Raw genomic sequence first — 16,696 nt, forward strand, 5'->3', positions numbered from 1 at the left:
AGTTATCCACAGGGTTTTCCCCACCTGGGGATGAATCACACCGCTGTAATCACACCTGTGGGGAACAAACACACCCCTGTGGGGAACGCGTGCGGGCCGCACCCCCGGGAGGTGGCCACGTCACCCCGAGCCGCCGGCGAGGGAGGTGAGGTACTGCAGCGCCTGGATGTTGGCGGCGTACTTCGCCACGGAGACGCCGACGAGCGCGACGGCCACGGCGGCGAGAGCCGGCCAGGTCCAGCGGGCGCGCACGGGACGGGCGGTGGCAAGGAAGATCGCGGTGACGACGAGGCCGACCACGGCCCCACCGAGGTGCGCCTGCCAGGCGATGTTGCGGTAGATGAACGGCAGTGCGGCGTTGATGCCGAGGAGGACGACCATCCCGGCGACGGAGGCCCCGGAACGCCGCAGGACGAGGAACACGGCGGTGAACAGACCGAACACCGCCCCCGAGGCCCCGACGACGCCGCGGAACCACGCCATGGTCGCGGCCTGGTCCCACACGTCGAGGGCGGGCACGAGCAGCAGGCAGCCCACCGAGCCGCCGAGGGCGCTGAGCAGGTACAACGCCGTGTACCGGGCCCTGCCCAGCGCCGGTTCGAGGAACTGGCCCATGGCCCACAGCGACATCATGTTGAACAGCAGGTGCGAGACGCTGTCGGGGCTGTGGAGGAACGCCGCCGTGAGGAACCGCCACGGCTCCACGTAGCCACTGATCGGCGAGAAGTCGCCGAGGTCGATGACGCGTGGGTCGATCCGCTGCCACAGGTACACGAGCAGGCAGAGCCCGGCGATGGTGTAGGTGACGACCGGGCGGGCGGGGCGCTCGGCGACCTCCGCACCCGTCGGCGTGGCAAGGGATGCGGAGGCACTCGACCCGGGAGTGGCGCCCGCGCCGGGACCGGTGGGATCGGTCGGTCCTGGCCACGGCGGGTTGACCCGCGGCGCCGCCGTGGGCGCGGCGGCGGGGGGTGACGCCGTCGGAGCCCCCTCGGACGCGAGCCGATCCGGGGCCGCCTCGGGCACGCAATCGGCGCAGTCGAAGCCGCCGACGACCGGGTGTTGGCATTCCGCGCACGCCGGTCGTCCACAGGAGCGGCATCGGAGGTAGCTCACGCGATCGGGGTGCCGCGGGCACACGGACCCCGCATCATGCCTGGGCCTGGTCGAGGGGTCCTCGGAGTGGTCGTCCACCCCTCCAGTGTCGGCGATCCCACCCGTGTTCGGCATCGGGCCCCCGCGAGCGCGCACACGTCGCTCCGCCCGGCGACGACAGCGCCCCCGGACATGGCGAACCCCGGCCGTGACTCGTCACGACCGGGGTTCGACGAGGATCACTTCTCGACGGTGACCCGTTCGATGACGACGTCGTCCTTGGGGCGGTCCATGCGGTCGGTGGCGACGTTGGCGATCGCGTCGACGACCTCACGACTCGGGCCGTCCGCGACCTCACCGAAGATCGTGTGCTTGCCCTGCAGGTGAGGGGTGGGCGCGACCGTGATGAAGAACTGGGACCCGTTCGTGCCGCGGCCGCCGCGCTTGCCCGCGTTGGCCATGGCGAGGAGGTAGGGCTTGGAGTAGTCGAGGTCGGGGGAGATCTCGTCGTCGAACATGTACCCCGGACCGCCGATGCCCTGACCGAGGGGGCAGCCGCCCTGGATCATGAAGCCGTTGATGACCCGGTGGAAGACGAGTCCGTCGTAGAACGGAGTCGGGTTGGTGCGTCCCGCGTCGTCCTTGTACTCCTTCTCGCCCGTGGCGAGGCCGACGAAGCTCTCGACGGTCTTGGGAGCGTGGTCCGGGAACAGCGTGATGGTGATGTCACCCTTGTTCGTGTGCAGCGTCACGTTCATGGGGGCCATCCTCGCAGATGCGGGTCCCTCGTTCTCCGGGCGGCCATGGGGCCTGGGGAACCGGGCCTGGGCAAACGAGGCGGCCGCGCCGGAGTCTCACCCCCTCGACGTGCGACGACACCCGGCCGCCGCGCTGCGCGGAACCCTGTGCGGGCGGTCACGCGTTCCTTTCTTGGGCCCACGTTGGGCAGCGACCCACCTCACGGGGCAGGATGGGTACGGACCGGTATTCACGCCTAGGAGGATCAGTGTTCGAGCGCAAGAAGAAGAAGATCGAGGTTCCCACCATCGAGACGCGCACGGTGACCGTGCCGACGGCACAGGGCCTGAAGGACATGATCACCCCGGCCGTCGCCAGTGCGGCCGCCGTCGCCAAGGAGTACACCCACGAGGCGGGCAAGAAGGCCGACGACGTCCTCGAGCAGGTCAAGCCCTACTTCGAGCAGGGTCGCGACATCGCCGAGAAGCAGGCCGCCAAGGCCAAGGAGTCGGCCGAGACCGCGAAGAAGCACGTCGGCAACCACGACGGCCTCTCCGAGTTCCTCGCCTCCGGTGCCGCGGCCCGCGAGGTCGCCTCGCAGCGCAGCCACGACGCCGCGCTCGTGCTCAGCGGCAAGGCCACGGCCAAGCCCGTCAAGAAGAAGGGCGGCTTCGCCAAGGTCGTCGTCAACCTCGGTGTGCTGACGGTGATCGGCGCGCTCGCCGCCGTCGTCGTGCAGAAGCTCCGCGCCCCCAAGGACGACCCGTGGGCGCGCCCCCTCACCGACCCCTACGTCGCTCCCCCCAAGGGCCGCGATGCCTCCGCCACCGGTGGCACGGGTGTGCAGACGACCGACGTCACCACCGATGCCACGGTCGCCGCGGGCACCGAGACCGCTGTGGGCACGGAGACCATCGAGGCCAAGGAGGGCGAGATCATCACTGCCGCCGGCCAGGTGCCGACCCAGGACGACAAGCAGAACTGACGACCCACCGGCTCACGCCGGCGACGTCACCCGACGGCCCCACCACCTCGTTCGAGGTGGTGGGGCCGTCGGCGTCGGTCGGGGTCGAGGCACGCCCAGTGCCCGACCCGTCACGGGCCGGGGCCTCGGTGCCCCGATCGGCGGCCGCCGCACTGCTCCAGCGACGGCCGCACCTCACTGCCCGTGCACCGTGACGTCGAGGGCGTACTGGTCGGCCCGGTAGCAGTGGTCGCCGAACTCGACGACGGCACCGGTGCCGTCGTGGGCGTGCCCGATCATCGTGAGGACCGGGTCGATCCGCCCCAGCCGCAGGAGACGACGCTCGACGGAGGTGGCGGCGCGGGCACCGATGGTCTGGTGGCCGACCTCGGGGGGGTGCCCGCGCGTGCGGAGGACGTCGTACAGGCCCGTGCGGGTGAGCTCGTCGACGGTGAGGTCGGCGAACTCCGGCGGGAGCCAGTTGCGCAGGACGGCGAGCGGACCCACCTCGGTCGAGCGCAGTCGGCGCACGAACACGAGGGGCGTGTCGGGGGCCCGGCCGAGCGCCTCGGCGGCGCGTTCGTCGATGACGTCGGTGCGCAGATCGAGCACGGAGGTCTGCGGGTGCCGGCCGGTGCGGAGGAGGTCGTCGTGCAGGCTGGTGAGTCGGTCGCGGCGATGCACCGGATGGGTCGCGACCGTCGTGCCGACGCCGCGGCGCCGGGTGAGCAGACCCTCGGCGACGAGCTCGGAGATCGCCCGGCGCACGGTGGGGCGGGAGAGTTCCAGGCGTTCGGCGAGGGAGATCTCGTTCTCGAACGGATCGCCGGGCTTGAGGACACCGTCGGTGATCATCGCCGTGAACTGCTCGGCGAGCTGGTGGTACAGCGGGGTGGGGCTCGTCCTGTCGATGACGACGGGAAGGTGGACGGCCATGGCCCCAAGGCTAGCCCGGCGGCCGGAGGGGTCCCCGCACCCGCCGCCGCCGGCCTCACCTGCCATCCGCTCGTGGGCCGCCGGCCGGAGAGCGGGGCGCGGCCTCGGTACGACGTCCCCGCGGTGAGGCCCACGACTCGACATGAGGCGACGCGTGGGCGGCGCGTCCTCGGCGCGTCCCCGGGCGAGGTGCGCCGTCTTGCCCTGCGCCCGGTCTGTGCGTGTCGGCGGGCGGCGTCGTACGCTCGTCCCGGATGGTGACAAAGTCACCGTTTGTCAGATCGCCCCGCCGTCGCACCCGCGGACGCCCCCGGCACCCTCCCCCGGCTCTACCCCCGAAAGGTCCACCCCCATGACGCGCCGCCACACCCTCTCCGCCACGGCCGCTCTCGCCACCTGCCTCGTCACGCTCACGGCCTGCTCCTCCGGCGGCGGGCGGCCTGCGGCGGAGGCCTCCGCCGCCCCGAACGCGGAGAAGCCGACGACGATGACCGTCGCCTTCATCACCCACGGCGCCCCCGGCGACACGTACTGGGACATCGTCAAGAAGGGTGCGGAGGACGCGGCGCGCAACGACGGCGTCGAGCTGCAGTACAGCAGCGACCCCGACGGCGCGGGCCAGGCGAACCTCGTCAAGCAGGCGGTGGACAAGAAGGTCGACGGCATCGCCGTCTCCCTCGCCAAGCCCGAGGCGATGAGCGCCAACGTCAAGGCCGCCGTGGCCGCGGGGGTCCCGGTCGTCGCGCTCAACGCGGGTGACCAGCAGTGGCGGAGCCTCGGGGCGCTCGCCTTCTTCGGCCAGGACGAGAAGATCGCCGGTCAGGAGGCCGGTGGTCGCCTGAAGAGCGAGGGCGCATCGAAGGTCTTGTGCGTCATCCATGAGCAGGGGAACGTCGGGCACGAGGCGCGCTGTGACGGCGTGTCGGCCGGGTTCCCCGGCACCGAGAAGCTCTACGTCAACGGCGCCGACATGGGCGACGTGCAGTCCAAGATCACCGCCAAACTGCAGCAGGACACGGGCATCTCCCACGTCATCACCCTCGGCGCGCCGTTCGCGATGACGGCGATCTCCTCCATCCAGACCTCGGGGAGCAAGGCCAAGCTCGTCACCTTCGACCTCAACAAGGAACTCGTCGACCAGATCAAGGCCGGCAAGGTCGAGTGGGCCGTCGATCAGCAGCCCTACCTGCAGGGTTACCTCTCCGTCGAGTCCCTCTACCTCACCAAGACGAACGGCAACGTCGTCGGCGGCGGACGTCCCGTCCTCACCGGCCCCGCGTTCGTCGACGCCGCGAACGTCGACAAGGTGGCCGAGTTCGCCGCCGCCGGCAAGCGATGAGCACGGCGCATCCCCTGGCCCGCAGGGCCGGCTCGTCCTCGGCCCGCCTCGGCGCGGGCGGGGCCGCCGACGTGGTGGGCTCGGTCGGTGACGGGGCCCGGGGCGCCTCGGGCACACCGGGCCGCACCCGTCCGGTCGACGGGCGCGTCGACCGCACCCGACGCTCGCCGTTCGCGCGCCTGTTCGCGCGTCCCGAGATCGGGGCGCTCGTCGGGGCCCTCGTCGTCGCCACGTTGTTCCTCGCCGTCGCCCCCGCGTTCCGCAACCTCGCCAACGTCGGCACGATCCTCTACGGTTCGGCGGTCATCGGGATCATGGCCGTCGGCGTCTCCCTGCTCATGATCGGCGGCGAGTTCGACCTCTCGACCGGCGTGGCCTCGACGACCTCCGGGCTCACCGCCGCGCTCGTCGCGTGGAACTTCGGTCTCAACGTGTGGGTCGGGGTCGTGGTCGCCCTCGTGATCTCGCTGCTCATCGGCGCGTTCAACGGGTGGCTGTTCGTGCGCACCGGGCTGCCGAGCTTCCTCGTCACCCTCGGCACGTTCTTCGTGCTGCGCGGGATCAACCTCGGGGTGACCCGCGCGGTCACCGGCAACGTCGCCTCACCCTCGGTCACCGACATGGACGGCTGGGACTCGGCCAGGGCGGTCTTCGCGACGACCCTGCGTCTCGGGGTCGTCGAGGTGAAGATGATCGTCGTCTTCTGGCTCGTGCTCACCGGGCTCGCCGCGTACGTGCTGCTGCGGACCTCCGTCGGCAACTGGATTCTCGCCGTCGGCGGCGACGCCGACGCGGCCCGCGCCTCCGGGGTCCCGGTGACGGCCGTCCGCATCGGCCTGTTCACCTTCGTCGGGTTCTGCGCCTGGATGCTCGGCATGCACCTGCTGTTCGAGTACCAGGTCGTGCAGTCCGGAGAGGGCGTGGGCAAGGAGTTCATCTTCATCATCGCCGCGGTCGTCGGTGGATGCCTGCTCACCGGCGGGTACGGCTCGGTGGTCGGCGCCGCCCTCGGCGCGCTCGTGTTCGGGATGACCCAGCTCGGCATCACCTATGCGGGCTGGAACCCCGACTGGTTCTACACCTTCCTCGGCGTGATGCTCCTGCTCGCCTGCCTCGTCAACCTCGCCGTCAAGAAGAGGGGGGAGTCCCGATGACCGCCGCGACCCCGCCGGCACCCGCATCCTCGCCGTCCTCGTCCTCGTCATCCCTGTCGCCGTCACCGTCCGCGCCGGTGACCTCGTCCACGGCCCAGACCTCGACGGGGTCGGCCGGTGCGCCGAGAGGCGGGACCGGCGACGAGACCCCCGTCCTCCGGATGCGGGGCGTCGGCAAGAGCTACGGCCGCATCTCGGCGCTGCGCGACATCGACATGACCGTGCGTCGTGGTGAGGTGACGTGCGTGCTCGGCGACAACGGCGCCGGCAAGTCCACGCTCATCAAGATCATGGCCGGGCTCCACGAGCACGACACCGGCGAGATGCTCCTCGAGGGAGACGCCCGGCATTTCGGCTCGCCCCGCGAGGCACTCGCCCGCGGCATCGCGACCGTCTACCAGGACCTCGCGCTCGCGCCGCTCATGAGCGTGTGGCGCAACTTCTTCCTCGGCAACGAGATCACCCGCGCCCCGTTCGGACGTCTCGACGTCGACGCGATGAAGCGCATCTGCGGGGAGGAGCTCGACAAGATCGGCATCCCGATCGCCGACCTCGACCGCCCCGTCGGGGCGCTGTCGGGCGGGCAGAAGCAGTGCATCGCGATCGCACGGGCGATCTACTTCGGTGCCAAGGTCATCATCCTCGACGAGCCCACCGCGGCCCTCGGGGTGACCCAGTCCGGGGTCGTGCTGCGGTACGTCGCGGCGGCGCGCGACGCCGGACTCGGCGTCGTGTTCATCACCCACAACCCCCACCACGCCTACCTCGTGGGGGATCACTTCGTCGTCCTCAAGCTCGGCGAGGTCGCGCTCGACGCCCGCCGCGACGAGATCGGCATCGACCGCCTCACCGCCGAGATGGCCGGGGGTCGGGAGCTGGAGGCTCTCTCGCACGAACTCGCCCGCGCCGGGTCGCCCGGCGCCCCTGACGCCGGATCCGTCGTAGCCGATCCTGTGGCTACCGAATCCGACACGGCCGGAGGGGACACCACCGGGAGGGAAGCCCAGGCGGGCGTGGCTCCCGATTCCGAGGTCACGCGTGAGGCAGCCGCCGGGCGCTGAAGATGGGGCGGGGCATCGGGTCGGAGAACGCCGGCAGGTGTCCCACGAGGAACAGGGCCCACCCCAGCGACCAGCACCACGACGAGGCGACCGTGAGGTCGACGAGGCGCAGGGCGGCGCTGAGCATCACCGCGACGAACCCCGCGAGCGCGGCCGGACGCACGTGCAGACGGCCCCGGCCGCGCCGCGCCGGTGCCCGTGAGGCGACCGCGATGACGAGTCCGGAGAGGGCCCCGATGGTGAGGGTGTGCGACACCGTCGGGGTCGAGATGTCCACCCAGCCGAGGCGTGCCGCGCCCCAGCAGACGAGTCCGACGGGGATCCACGCGTAGGCGAACAGCGTCATCGTCGCGAGCGCGTCGAGACGCACCGCCCGCCACGGCCACCGCGCCATGTGCGCGACGAGGACGGCCGCCGCGGCCAGACCCGCGAGCGCCGAGACCTCCCGCCACGGGGCGGCGACGATCGCGACGCCGATGAGGACGAAGACGACCCGCCGCCACCGGGCGTGCACGGGCGTCTGAGGCAGGCCGGCGCGGTCGGCGGCGGTGTTGAGGAACGCGGGCACCATGCGGCCGCCGACGCCGGTGAGGAGCATCGTGAACAGGAGGACGACGCCGTCCGAGAGGGTCGCGAACGGCTGCTGCGTCGTGAGCGCGACGGCGAACCAGCCCGACGCGACGCCTGCGACCAGGCAGAACACGACGAGAGACGGGGGGTAGCCGCCGACCTCGGCGCGTCCGCGACCGGACAGGTGCATCTCCCGGGCGGTGAGGAACGCGATCCACCAGAACACGGCACCCACGCCGGGGGCGAGCAGCCAGGGCGGCACCGTCCCCACGGGGACGACCATGAGCGCCCGCGCGAGGATCCACAGGGCGACGAGGACGACGACCGGTCGCCCGGACACCGGCGCCCGCCCGGTCCAACTCGTGCAGGCGGTGGGAAGGTAGCCGGCGAGCGCGCCCCCACCGATGCCGAACACCATCTCGTGCACGTGCCACCCGGGCGAGGCGCCCGCGAGACCGAACAGGTACCAGGCGGGGACGACGATCGCCGCCCACACGGCGAGCACCGCGAACATCACGCGGTACGACGCCGCCCAGGGTCCCGTCGCCGGCCACGTGTTCGCCGTGCTTCCCACCGGGCCACCTCCTCACTCCCTCCCGCACGGTAGTGTCCCCGCGCCACGTCCCCGTCCGGCACGCGCCGGAGCGGGACCATCGTCGCCGAGGACGATCAGGAGCGGACGTCTGCGGCCCGGGTGACCCGACGGGGCGCCCCGGCGGAGGGGCGCCCCGTGGGAGCCGACGACGGGAGCTGCGCGCGCAGGCTCAGAGGGCGGAGAGGATGACTCTGCCGGACCCCTTGTACGGGAGGGTTCCGGGTGCGGTGTAGAGCGGGGTCGCCCCGTGTCGCCGGTTGAGGGTGGCGGCCGACGTCGTGACCTCGAGGTTCTGCCCGGTGAGGCGCTGGACGATCTGCCCCTTGGGTCGTTTGGTGTTGAGCCAGGCCACCTCGAGTCCGGCCCGGACGTAGCTGTTGGGGGCGTACTCCTTGTAGGCCGGGCGGACGACGAGGGCCGAGGACCCGCGGGTGCCGATGGCCATCGCCTCGTCCTGTCCCTCGAACGTGGGCCACGTCGTCGGTCGCGTCGCCCTGTCGGCGCGGACGAGGTGCAGGTCGCTCTCGGAGCAGCAGCCCGTGCGCAGGGCGATCATCGACGACCCGACCCAGCCCTGGACCTGGCGGCCACCGGTCTCGTACAGCGGGGTACCGGTCTTCTTGTCCACCGGGAACGCGAAGGAGTCGAGGGTGCGCACGACCCGGCCGCTCGTCGAGAGCAGCCGCAGCGCCTCGAGTCCCTTGCCGTCGCCGTCTCCGTCGGGCGAGTCGACCGTGACGGCGAGAGTTCGACCGTCGGGCGAGGCCTCGACGCTGGTCACGTACTGAGCGAGGGTGGTGGCGCGGCCGGCGCGATAGCGCACGAGCGGCGACCCGAACCCCACCTGCGGTCGACGCGGGGAGGCCACGACGGCGTACACGCTGCCGTCGGCGGCGAGGTCGGCGTCGAGGAACGGCGACTCCCCGGCCACCGCCTTCGCGGAGGACAGCGTGCGGAGGACCGCACCCGACCTGCGGTCGACGAGCTGGAGCCGGAAGGTCGAGCCGCTGCGCGACACGGCGACGTACTGGCGGGAGACCGGCACGGCGGCGGTCGCGGAGGTCGTCGACGCGGCAGCGGATGTCGTCGTCGACGCGGTGGCCGACGCGGACGGAACGATTATGGCAAGGGGCGTCGCGGCGGCCACGAGAGCGGCGGCGGCAACCCGTCGGGAATCCCCCCGGACGTGACGAGTCATGCCGTCATCCTCGTCCCGGCACCGAGCGGCGTCGAGACACGTGCCGGTCACCATCGGATCGCGATCGGGTGACGCCGAGCGCCGAACCCCCTGTCGCTGAACCGCACCCGCGGCTCGGTGGACGCGCGGCCCCGCCGTGAGCGTGAGGGTCGGGGACTCAGGGCGCCTGACGACGTCCGGGAGCTGACGCCCGCGGGCGGACGGCCGGTCCCTCAGATGTTCGATCCATCGGGAGGGACGCCCTCGGGGGTCACCGGTGGCCCTCCCGCCGCCGAGTTCCCGGGACAGTCCGCCCCGAGGGTGTAGGCGGTCATGGACAGCGATCCGTAGGTGTACCCGTCGACGAGCACACGGGTCTCGCTGTCCCGACCGGCCGCACCGGCCAGGCCGGCCAGGTACAGGGCAGGGATGAAGTGGTCGGGGGTCGGGACGGCTCGCCGGTAGTCGGCGTGCGCGTCGAGGGAGGCGAAGCCTGACGGATCCGTGAGCATCCGTTCCCTCGCCGCCTCGTCGAACCGTTGCGCCCAGTCGTAGCCGCCGTCCGTGAGCCGCCAGTCCATCCCCGCGAGGTTGTGGACGACGTTGCCGCTCGTGAGGATCAGCACGCCACGACGGCGCAGCTCGTGAAGCCTGGCACCGAGGTCGAGGTGGTAGTCCAGGGGCTTGTCCGCGTTGATGCTCAGCTGGACCACCGGGATCGACGCGTCGGGGAACGCGTGCACGAGGACCGACCAGGTCCCGTGGTCGATCCCCCAACTGTCCACGTCGGCCCCCACCCAGGTGGGCGCGACGACATCGCTGATCTCGGCGGCGAGCTCGGGCATCCCGGGCGCGGGGTACTCGACGTCGAACAGCTCCGGCGGGAAACCGTAGAAGTCGTGGATGGTGCGTGGCCTCGGCATGGCCGTCACCGCCGTCGCGTTGATGTACCAGTGGGCACTCACCACGAGGATCGCCCGGGGCCGCGGCACCGACGCCCCGAAGGCACGCCACGCCGCCGTGTAGCGGTTCTCCGAGACGGCGTTCATCGGGTTGCCGTGGCCGACGAACGCCGCCGGCATCAGGCCGCCGGGGGCGGCGGTTCGCCCGCTCGCCTCGGACGGCCGGTCGGCTCCGGTCGGTGTCGTCATGGCTGCCCTCCCACGGACTGACCGCCATGGCGCTCGGACCGTGCTCCACGCGCTCATGTCGGTACGTCGGTGGCAGAGCCTACTTCGTTGAGGTGTCGAACGACACGCCCCGCCTCGGGGCCACGGCGTCCGCCCGCGAGTCACGGGTGGTACTTGTTCGGGCGAGGGTCGGCGCGAACACTCTGGCGGAGACCGTCACGACGTGGCACTACCGGACGGCGCGCTGTGTTGCGCTCGGAGCGCGTCCATGAGCCTCACCCAGGACTCCGGGGGTTGGTAGCGCAGTGCCCGTGCTGCTTCGCTCTTCTCCGGGTCCGCGTCGCAGTACTGTGAGCCCCAGATGCCAACGGTGACGAGCACTGGCACGAGGTCGATGCCCTTGTCGGTGAGGCTGTAGATCGCCTTCTGCTTGTGGCTCGGGTCGTCCGTGCGGGTGATGATGCCCGTCGCCAGGAGACGTTCGAGACGGTCGGCCAGGATACTCGTGGTGATCTTCTCATCGGAGCCACGGAGGAGTTCACGGAAATGTCTCCTGTCGGCGAAGATCATGTCGCGGAGGATCAGGAGCGTCCAGCGATCACCGAAAAGCTCGATCGCGAGGTTGATCGGGCACCCCGACCTGTCACGTGCGGCCACAGCTCAGTCGCCCTCGCCGCTGTAGAAGGTGATCTCTTCGGCGATGAGGTCGGTCGTCGCCTCGGGCGCGGAGGTCATGGGCCAGTGTCCGCTCTTCAGGTGCTTCCGCCGCCAGTTCGACGCGTCCTTGGCCACCTGGGGTGCCTGTTCCCATGCTTCTTCCTCTCCACCGTGCAATGAGAGGGCTACGTAGGTGCTTGGCTGCTCGCCCACCGGTGAGGCGAGTCTTACCGGGTCAGTGATCGTTCGGCCGGGATGCGGCGTGAACCGCTCCGCCAGGAAGTCCCGATCTGCGGGGGTGAGGTCTGACTCGAAATCGAGCATCTGACGCTCTGGCGGCAACCAGAGGTTACCGGCAGCGGTGACGTCTGCCCTTTCCTGCGCCCGGTCCTCGCTGGAATCTCCCCAATCGTCGAGCAACGAGCGGCCATCGATCGGCGGGAACCCGCCGATATGGATGAGCCCTCGGACCTGCCCTCCCAGTCGGTCAGCGGCCAGGGCGGTCGGCAGGGTCGAGTAGGAGTGCGACACCAGCACGACAGGCCGCGGCGCCAGGGATGAGACGTGCTCGACGAGTTGCCGGACATGGTCGGCGAGTCGCACCGCTGACACAGTGCTGTCGGATTGTGCGGGCTCGAGCCCCCGAAGCGTCACGGCCTCGGCGTCGATGTCGAGTTTCGTCAGGTTCTTGGCGGTGGGCTCCCAAATCCAGGCCCCCATCCATGCGCCCGGAACCAGGATCGTTTTCACGGTAGCGGTGTGCATGCCTGCCTCCACACTGATCTGTTTTTCAGATCAGTGTCCACGGTATCGACACCAGTCTGGAAACACAACCAGTCAGTGAGGGGTCACTGCGGGCGATCCGGCCCAGAGGGACAACAGCGTCACCACCAACCCACGGGAAGGCCAGCAGCGGTAAGGGCCTGCCATCCGACGTTCGAGTGCGCGGTGGGTCGAGCTGTCGTTGGCGCTCGGCCCATGCTCGGTCGGCGGCCTCGTGCCGCTCCTACTCCGTCGCGCGGGTCTACCGATCCGCTGGACTGCCTCGGCGCCCCACATCTTTCGATGTCGCGGTATCCCGTCAGGCAACGTGGGTGGAGCCAAGGGGACTCGAACCCCTAACCCCCTGCTTGCAAAGCAGGTGCGCTACCAATTGCGCCATGGCCCCGTCGTGGGCGAGGCCCACGGGGTGTCGTCAACTCGTGACGACGGACGTGCTGTCGTTCTCCTCGATCCGCGTCGGCCCCTGATCGGCCTGGGAGCGCGGAGCGGGGTCGGTGAGTTCGGCCCACAGGGCCTGCTCGGCCTGGCGCGCCTGCCACCGTTGCCCGACGACGGCCGCGCCTGCGGCGGCGACGACGAGCGCCACGATCCGCTTCATGCCTGCACCCCCTTCGATGAGACGTTCTCGATCCGAACTCGCCCCGGTGACGACCGGAGACGACCTCTCGATGATACCGGCCCGAGCCCCCTGCCCGAACCAGCCGCCGACGTCGGGCGATTCGCAGTGGCGGGCGCCCGAGCCAGGGGGCGAGCCGGTGTGCATCGTTGTTCCGGACGCAGCCCCCGCCGACGTCACGCCATGCAGAAGGCCGGCTCTCGGGAGGAGAACCGGCCTCGGTGCGGTGGGCCTAACAGGACTTGAACCTGTGGCCTCTTCCTTATCAGGGAAGCGCTCTAACCGTCTGAGCTATAGGCCCGCTGGGTGTCGCCGTCGACGTCACTGCCGCGGCGGCTTCCCCACATTAGCGCACCTGCGGAGCACCGCCAAAACGGCCACCACCGGCCGCCGGGAGGCGGCGCCGACGCCCGGTGCCGCCTCGCGCCACCGGCACGTCGATGCCCGTCAGATGCCCGTCAGATGTCGGTGAACGTCGAGGAGAACCCGCCGACGAGCGCCGCGCAGATGTTGTAGATCACCGCGGTGAGCGTCGCGATCGCCGTCATGAGGATGACGTTGGCGACGCCGAGCGCGATGGCGAGCGAGAGCACCCGACCGAAGCTGAGGATCTCGAGGACGTTGATCGAACTGCCCTGGTTGGCCGACTGGGCGAGTTCGTTGAGGGTCGTGTTGATCGTGGAGAACACACCCATGCCCTGCAGCATCATCCACAGCGCCGCGGTGACCACCACACCGGCGATGGCGATCGCCACCGACAGCATGAACGAGATCTTCATGACGGAGAACGGGTCCAGCCGGGAGAGGGTGAGCCGCACCTTGCGCGGTTCGTCGCCCCGGGACGTCGGACTCGGACGCGGCGCGGGACGCGTCTGCGTCGCCGTGGCGGTCCCGGAGCCTGCGGCCGCGGTCCCGGCGGTCGTCGAGGGGGACGTCGACCTCGGCGTCCCCGACGAGGTCACCCCGCTCGTGGCGCCCGTCCCGCTGCCACCCGTCGCGCCGCCGGTCCCGCGGGAGGACGTGCTCGACGAGGCGGAGCCTGCCGTGGCGGGTCGGGTGCGTGCCGACGTCTGCCCCGCGGACGACGGGCGAGACGTCCCCGACCCCGAGGGTCGACCTCCTGAGGTGCTCACTGATGACCCTCCTCGCTCGAACCGTCCCGATCGCCGAGACCCTCCGTTGACGACGGTACTTCATCGGCGACCGCGTCATCCTCCGCGACGCTGTCGTCGATGTCGGTGTTCATGCTGGTGGAGACGCCCTCGTCGGTGCCCTCCTTGGGCGCGCCGTCGGTCGCGTCGGAGATCGCGGGCACGGACTCGGGGTCCATGTCGGGGTCGATCTCGTCGTCGTCGGCGGGTTCGGGGTTGCGCGCGACCTTGACGATGGCGTCGCCGCGGTCGGGCTTGGCGAACTGCACGCCCATCGTGTTGCGCCCGGTGCGGCGCACCTCGTCGACGCGGGAACGGACGACCTTGCCCTTCTCCATGACGACCATGACCTCGTCGTTCTCCTCGACGGCCAGCGCGCCGACGAGGTCGCCGCCGCGGTCGCTCATCGCCGCGACGCGCACACCGAGGCCCGCGCGTCCCTTGACGGGGTAGTCCGAGGCGGGGGTGCGCTTGGCGAGGCCGTTCTCGAAGACGACGAAGATGTCGGGGTCGTGGCCCTCGCGGATGAGGCACATCGCGAGCAGGTCGTCGCGGTCGCGGAACTTCATGCCGGTGACGCCACTCGTCGCGCGACCCATCGGCCGCAGGATGTCGTCGCTCGCGTGGAAGCGCGCCGATTGACCCTTGCGCGAGACGAGCAGCAGGTCGTCGTCGGCCGCGCAGATGCGGGCGGCGACGAGCTCGTCGCCGTCGCGGAGGTTGATCGCGATGAGGCCACCACTGCGCGGGGAGTCGAAGTCAGCGAGGCGGGTCTTCTTGACGAGGCCGCTCCGGGTCGCGAGGACGAGGTAGGGCGCCGCGTCGTAATCCTCGATGGCGAGGACACCCGCGATGTGTTCGTCGGGCTGGAACGCCATGAGGTTCGCGACGTGCTGACCCCGGCTGTCGCGGCCGCCCTCGGGCAGCTCGTACCCCTTGGCCCGGTACACGCGCCCGAGGTTGGTGAAGAACAACAACCAGTGGTGCGTCGTCGTGACGAAGAACTGCTCGACGATGTCGTCGCCCCGCAGACTCGCGCCGCGCACACCCTTGCCGCCGCGCCGCTGGGAGCGGTACTCCTCGACGCGGGTGCGCTTGGCGTACCCGCTGCGGCTGATCGTCACGACGACCGGCTCCTTGGGGATGAGGTCCTCCATCGAGACCTCGCCGTCGTACGGCACGACCTCGGTCCGGCGGTCGTCGCCGTAGCGGTCGACGATGTCGGCCAGTTCCTCCCCGACGATCGCCCGCTGCCGCTCGGGCCGGGCGAGGATGTCCTGGTAGTCGAGGATCTGCGCCTCGAGGGCGTCGTGGTCGTCGATGATGCGCTGACGCTCGAGCGCCGCGAGGCGCCGCAGCTGCATGTCGAGGATCGCCGTCGCCTGGATCTCGTCGACCCCGAGGAGGTCCATGAGGCCGGTGCGGGCCTGCTCGGCCGAGGGGCTGCGCCGGATGAGCGCGATGACCTCGTCGAGGGCGTCGAGGGCCTTGAGCAGACCACGCAGCACGTGGATCTCGCGCTCGGCCCGCGCGAGGCGGAACTCCGTGCGCCGGTAGACGACCTCGACCTGGTGGTCGACCCAGTGCCGCACGAACGCGCTGATCGGCAGCGTGCGCGGCACGTCGTCGACGAGGGCGATCATGTTCGCGCCGAAGCTCGTCTGCAACGCCGTGTGCTTGTAGAGGTTGTTGAGGACGACCTTGGCCACCGCGTCGCGCTTGAGCACGATGACGAGTCGCTGGCCGGTGCGTCCGGAGGTCTCGTCGTTGATGTCGGCGATGCCGGCGAGGCGCCCCTCCTTCGCGAGCTCGGCGATCTTCTTCGCGAGGGTGTCGGGGTTGACCTGGTAGGGCAGCTCGGTGACGACGAGGCAGGTGCGGCCGCGGATCTCCTCGACCTCGACCCGCGCGCGCATGACGATCGACCCGCGCCCGGTGCGGTAGGCCTCCTCGATCCCCTTACGGCCCATGATGAGCCCGGCCGTGGGGAAGTCGGGGCCCTTGATGAGGCGCAGGCACGCCTCGAGACGCTCCTCCCGGGTCGCGTCGGGGTGATCGAGGCACCACTGCGCCGCCTCCGCGACCTCCCGCAGGTTGTGCGGCGGGATCTGCGTCGCCATCCCCACCGCGATCCCGGCCGAGCCGTTGACCAGCAGGTTCGGGAACCGCGACGGCAGGACGACCGGCTCCTGGTTCTTGCCGTCGTAGTTGTCCTTCATGTCGACGGTGCCCTCGCGGATGTCGCGCACCATCTCCATCGCAAGCGGCATCATCCGGCACTCGGTGTACCGACTCGCCGCCGCGCCGTCGTCGCCGGCGTTGCCGAAGTTGCCCTGGCCGTCGATGAGCGGGTACCGCATCGCCCACGGCTGCACGAGCCGCACGAGGGCGTCGTAGATCGCCGAGTCACCGTGCGGGTGGTACTGCGCCATGACGTCACCGACGACGCGGGCGCACTTGTTGTACCCCCGGTCGGGGCGGAACCCGCCGTCGTACATCGCGTAGACGATGCGCCGGTGCACCGGCTTGAGTCCGTCGCGCACGTCGGGCAGGGCCCGGCTCACGATGACGCTCATCGCGTACTCGATGTAGCTGCGCTGCATCTCCGCGTTGAGGTCGACCGGCTCGATCCGGTCGGTCATCGGGGTCATGTCGGTCACGAAAGAAGTCCTTCGTCGGAAAGGTGATCAGGGACGGGCTGGACCGTGAGAATCACGCGGCGCGTGAGTC

At 70.7% G+C, this 16,696-nt stretch carries 15 protein-coding genes and 2 tRNA genes; 4 read left to right on the plus strand and 13 right to left on the minus strand.

Annotation, left to right across the window (positions count from 1 at the left end):
- Positions 1-120: 120 nt before the first annotated feature.
- A complete protein-coding gene (locus tag RT054_RS12350) occupies positions 121-1,116 on the minus strand; it encodes a rhomboid family intramembrane serine protease (protein ID WP_313023971.1) in 996 nt (331 codons plus the stop codon).
- A gap of 218 nt (positions 1,117-1,334) precedes the next feature.
- On the minus strand, positions 1,335-1,853 hold the full coding sequence (locus RT054_RS12355) for a peptidylprolyl isomerase (RefSeq protein WP_312721308.1): 519 nt from the start codon (positions 1,851-1,853) through the stop codon (positions 1,335-1,337).
- A 248-nt stretch (positions 1,854-2,101) separates the two neighbouring features.
- Here RT054_RS12355 and RT054_RS12360 point away from each other — a divergent pair, with 248 nt between their 5' ends.
- On the plus strand, positions 2,102-2,818 hold the full coding sequence (locus tag RT054_RS12360; RefSeq protein ID WP_312721307.1) for a hypothetical protein: 717 nt from the start codon (positions 2,102-2,104) through the stop codon (positions 2,816-2,818).
- A 174-nt stretch (positions 2,819-2,992) separates the two neighbouring features.
- Here the strand turns inward: RT054_RS12360 and RT054_RS12365 are convergent, their stop codons facing one another.
- A complete protein-coding gene (locus tag RT054_RS12365; protein WP_313023974.1) occupies positions 2,993-3,733 on the minus strand; it encodes a GntR family transcriptional regulator in 741 nt (246 codons plus the stop codon).
- 352 nt (positions 3,734-4,085) lie between these two features.
- Here RT054_RS12365 and RT054_RS12370 point away from each other — a divergent pair, with 352 nt between their 5' ends.
- The 3 genes from RT054_RS12370 (at position 4,086) to RT054_RS12380 (ending at position 7,287) form a co-directional block, all read left to right on the plus strand.
- A complete protein-coding gene (locus RT054_RS12370; RefSeq protein WP_313023976.1) occupies positions 4,086-5,072 on the plus strand; it encodes a substrate-binding domain-containing protein in 987 nt (328 codons plus the stop codon).
- Positions 5,069-6,226: an ABC transporter permease gene (locus tag RT054_RS12375; protein ID WP_312721302.1), complete on the plus strand. Its 1,158-nt coding sequence runs from the start codon at positions 5,069-5,071 to the stop codon at positions 6,224-6,226. The genes RT054_RS12370 and RT054_RS12375 overlap by 4 nt, the downstream gene beginning before the upstream one ends.
- A gap of 161 nt (positions 6,227-6,387) precedes the next feature.
- The gene (locus tag RT054_RS12380) at positions 6,388-7,287 is read left to right on the plus strand and encodes an ATP-binding cassette domain-containing protein (protein ID WP_313024117.1); all 900 of its coding nucleotides are present in this window, start codon (positions 6,388-6,390) and stop codon (positions 7,285-7,287) included.
- Here RT054_RS12380 and RT054_RS12385 read toward each other — a convergent pair.
- The 10 genes from RT054_RS12385 to gyrA form a co-directional block, all read right to left on the minus strand.
- Positions 7,259-8,431: an NnrS family protein gene (locus RT054_RS12385; RefSeq protein WP_313023979.1), complete on the minus strand. Its 1,173-nt coding sequence runs from the start codon at positions 8,429-8,431 to the stop codon at positions 7,259-7,261. The two genes, RT054_RS12380 and RT054_RS12385, sit on opposite strands and share 29 nt — an antisense overlap.
- Before the next feature lie 190 nt (positions 8,432-8,621).
- Complete coding sequence (locus RT054_RS12390; RefSeq protein ID WP_313023981.1) at positions 8,622-9,650, minus strand: hypothetical protein; 1,029 nt, start codon at positions 9,648-9,650, stop codon at positions 8,622-8,624.
- Between the two features lie 212 nt (positions 9,651-9,862).
- Positions 9,863-10,780: a 4,5-DOPA dioxygenase extradiol gene (ygiD, locus tag RT054_RS12395; protein ID WP_313023984.1), complete on the minus strand. Its 918-nt coding sequence runs from the start codon at positions 10,778-10,780 to the stop codon at positions 9,863-9,865.
- A 195-nt stretch (positions 10,781-10,975) separates the two neighbouring features.
- Entirely contained in the window at positions 10,976-11,416 is a 441-nt protein-coding gene (locus tag RT054_RS12400) for a helix-turn-helix domain-containing protein (protein WP_313023987.1), read from the minus strand.
- 3 nt (positions 11,417-11,419) lie between these two features.
- Complete coding sequence (locus RT054_RS12405) at positions 11,420-12,181, minus strand: alpha/beta hydrolase (RefSeq protein ID WP_313023990.1); 762 nt, start codon at positions 12,179-12,181, stop codon at positions 11,420-11,422.
- 330 nt (positions 12,182-12,511) lie between these two features.
- Positions 12,512-12,584 (minus strand) — tRNA-Ala (locus tag RT054_RS12410).
- Between the two features lie 27 nt (positions 12,585-12,611).
- Complete coding sequence (locus RT054_RS12415; RefSeq protein WP_312721258.1) at positions 12,612-12,797, minus strand: DLW-39 family protein; 186 nt, start codon at positions 12,795-12,797, stop codon at positions 12,612-12,614.
- Between the two features lie 245 nt (positions 12,798-13,042).
- Positions 13,043-13,116: transfer RNA gene (locus RT054_RS12420), tRNA-Ile, on the minus strand.
- Between the two features lie 157 nt (positions 13,117-13,273).
- Positions 13,274-13,633: a DUF3566 domain-containing protein gene (locus RT054_RS12425; protein WP_312721256.1), complete on the minus strand. Its 360-nt coding sequence runs from the start codon at positions 13,631-13,633 to the stop codon at positions 13,274-13,276.
- Positions 13,634-13,944: 311 nt separating this feature from the next.
- On the minus strand, positions 13,945-16,617 hold the full coding sequence (gene gyrA / locus RT054_RS12430; RefSeq protein ID WP_313024120.1) for a DNA gyrase subunit A: 2,673 nt from the start codon (positions 16,615-16,617) through the stop codon (positions 13,945-13,947).
- Positions 16,618-16,696 lie beyond the last annotated feature (79 nt).

This window comes from Mobilicoccus sp., assembly GCF_032060985.1.
GTDB lineage: Bacteria > Actinomycetota > Actinomycetes > Actinomycetales > Dermatophilaceae > Mobilicoccus.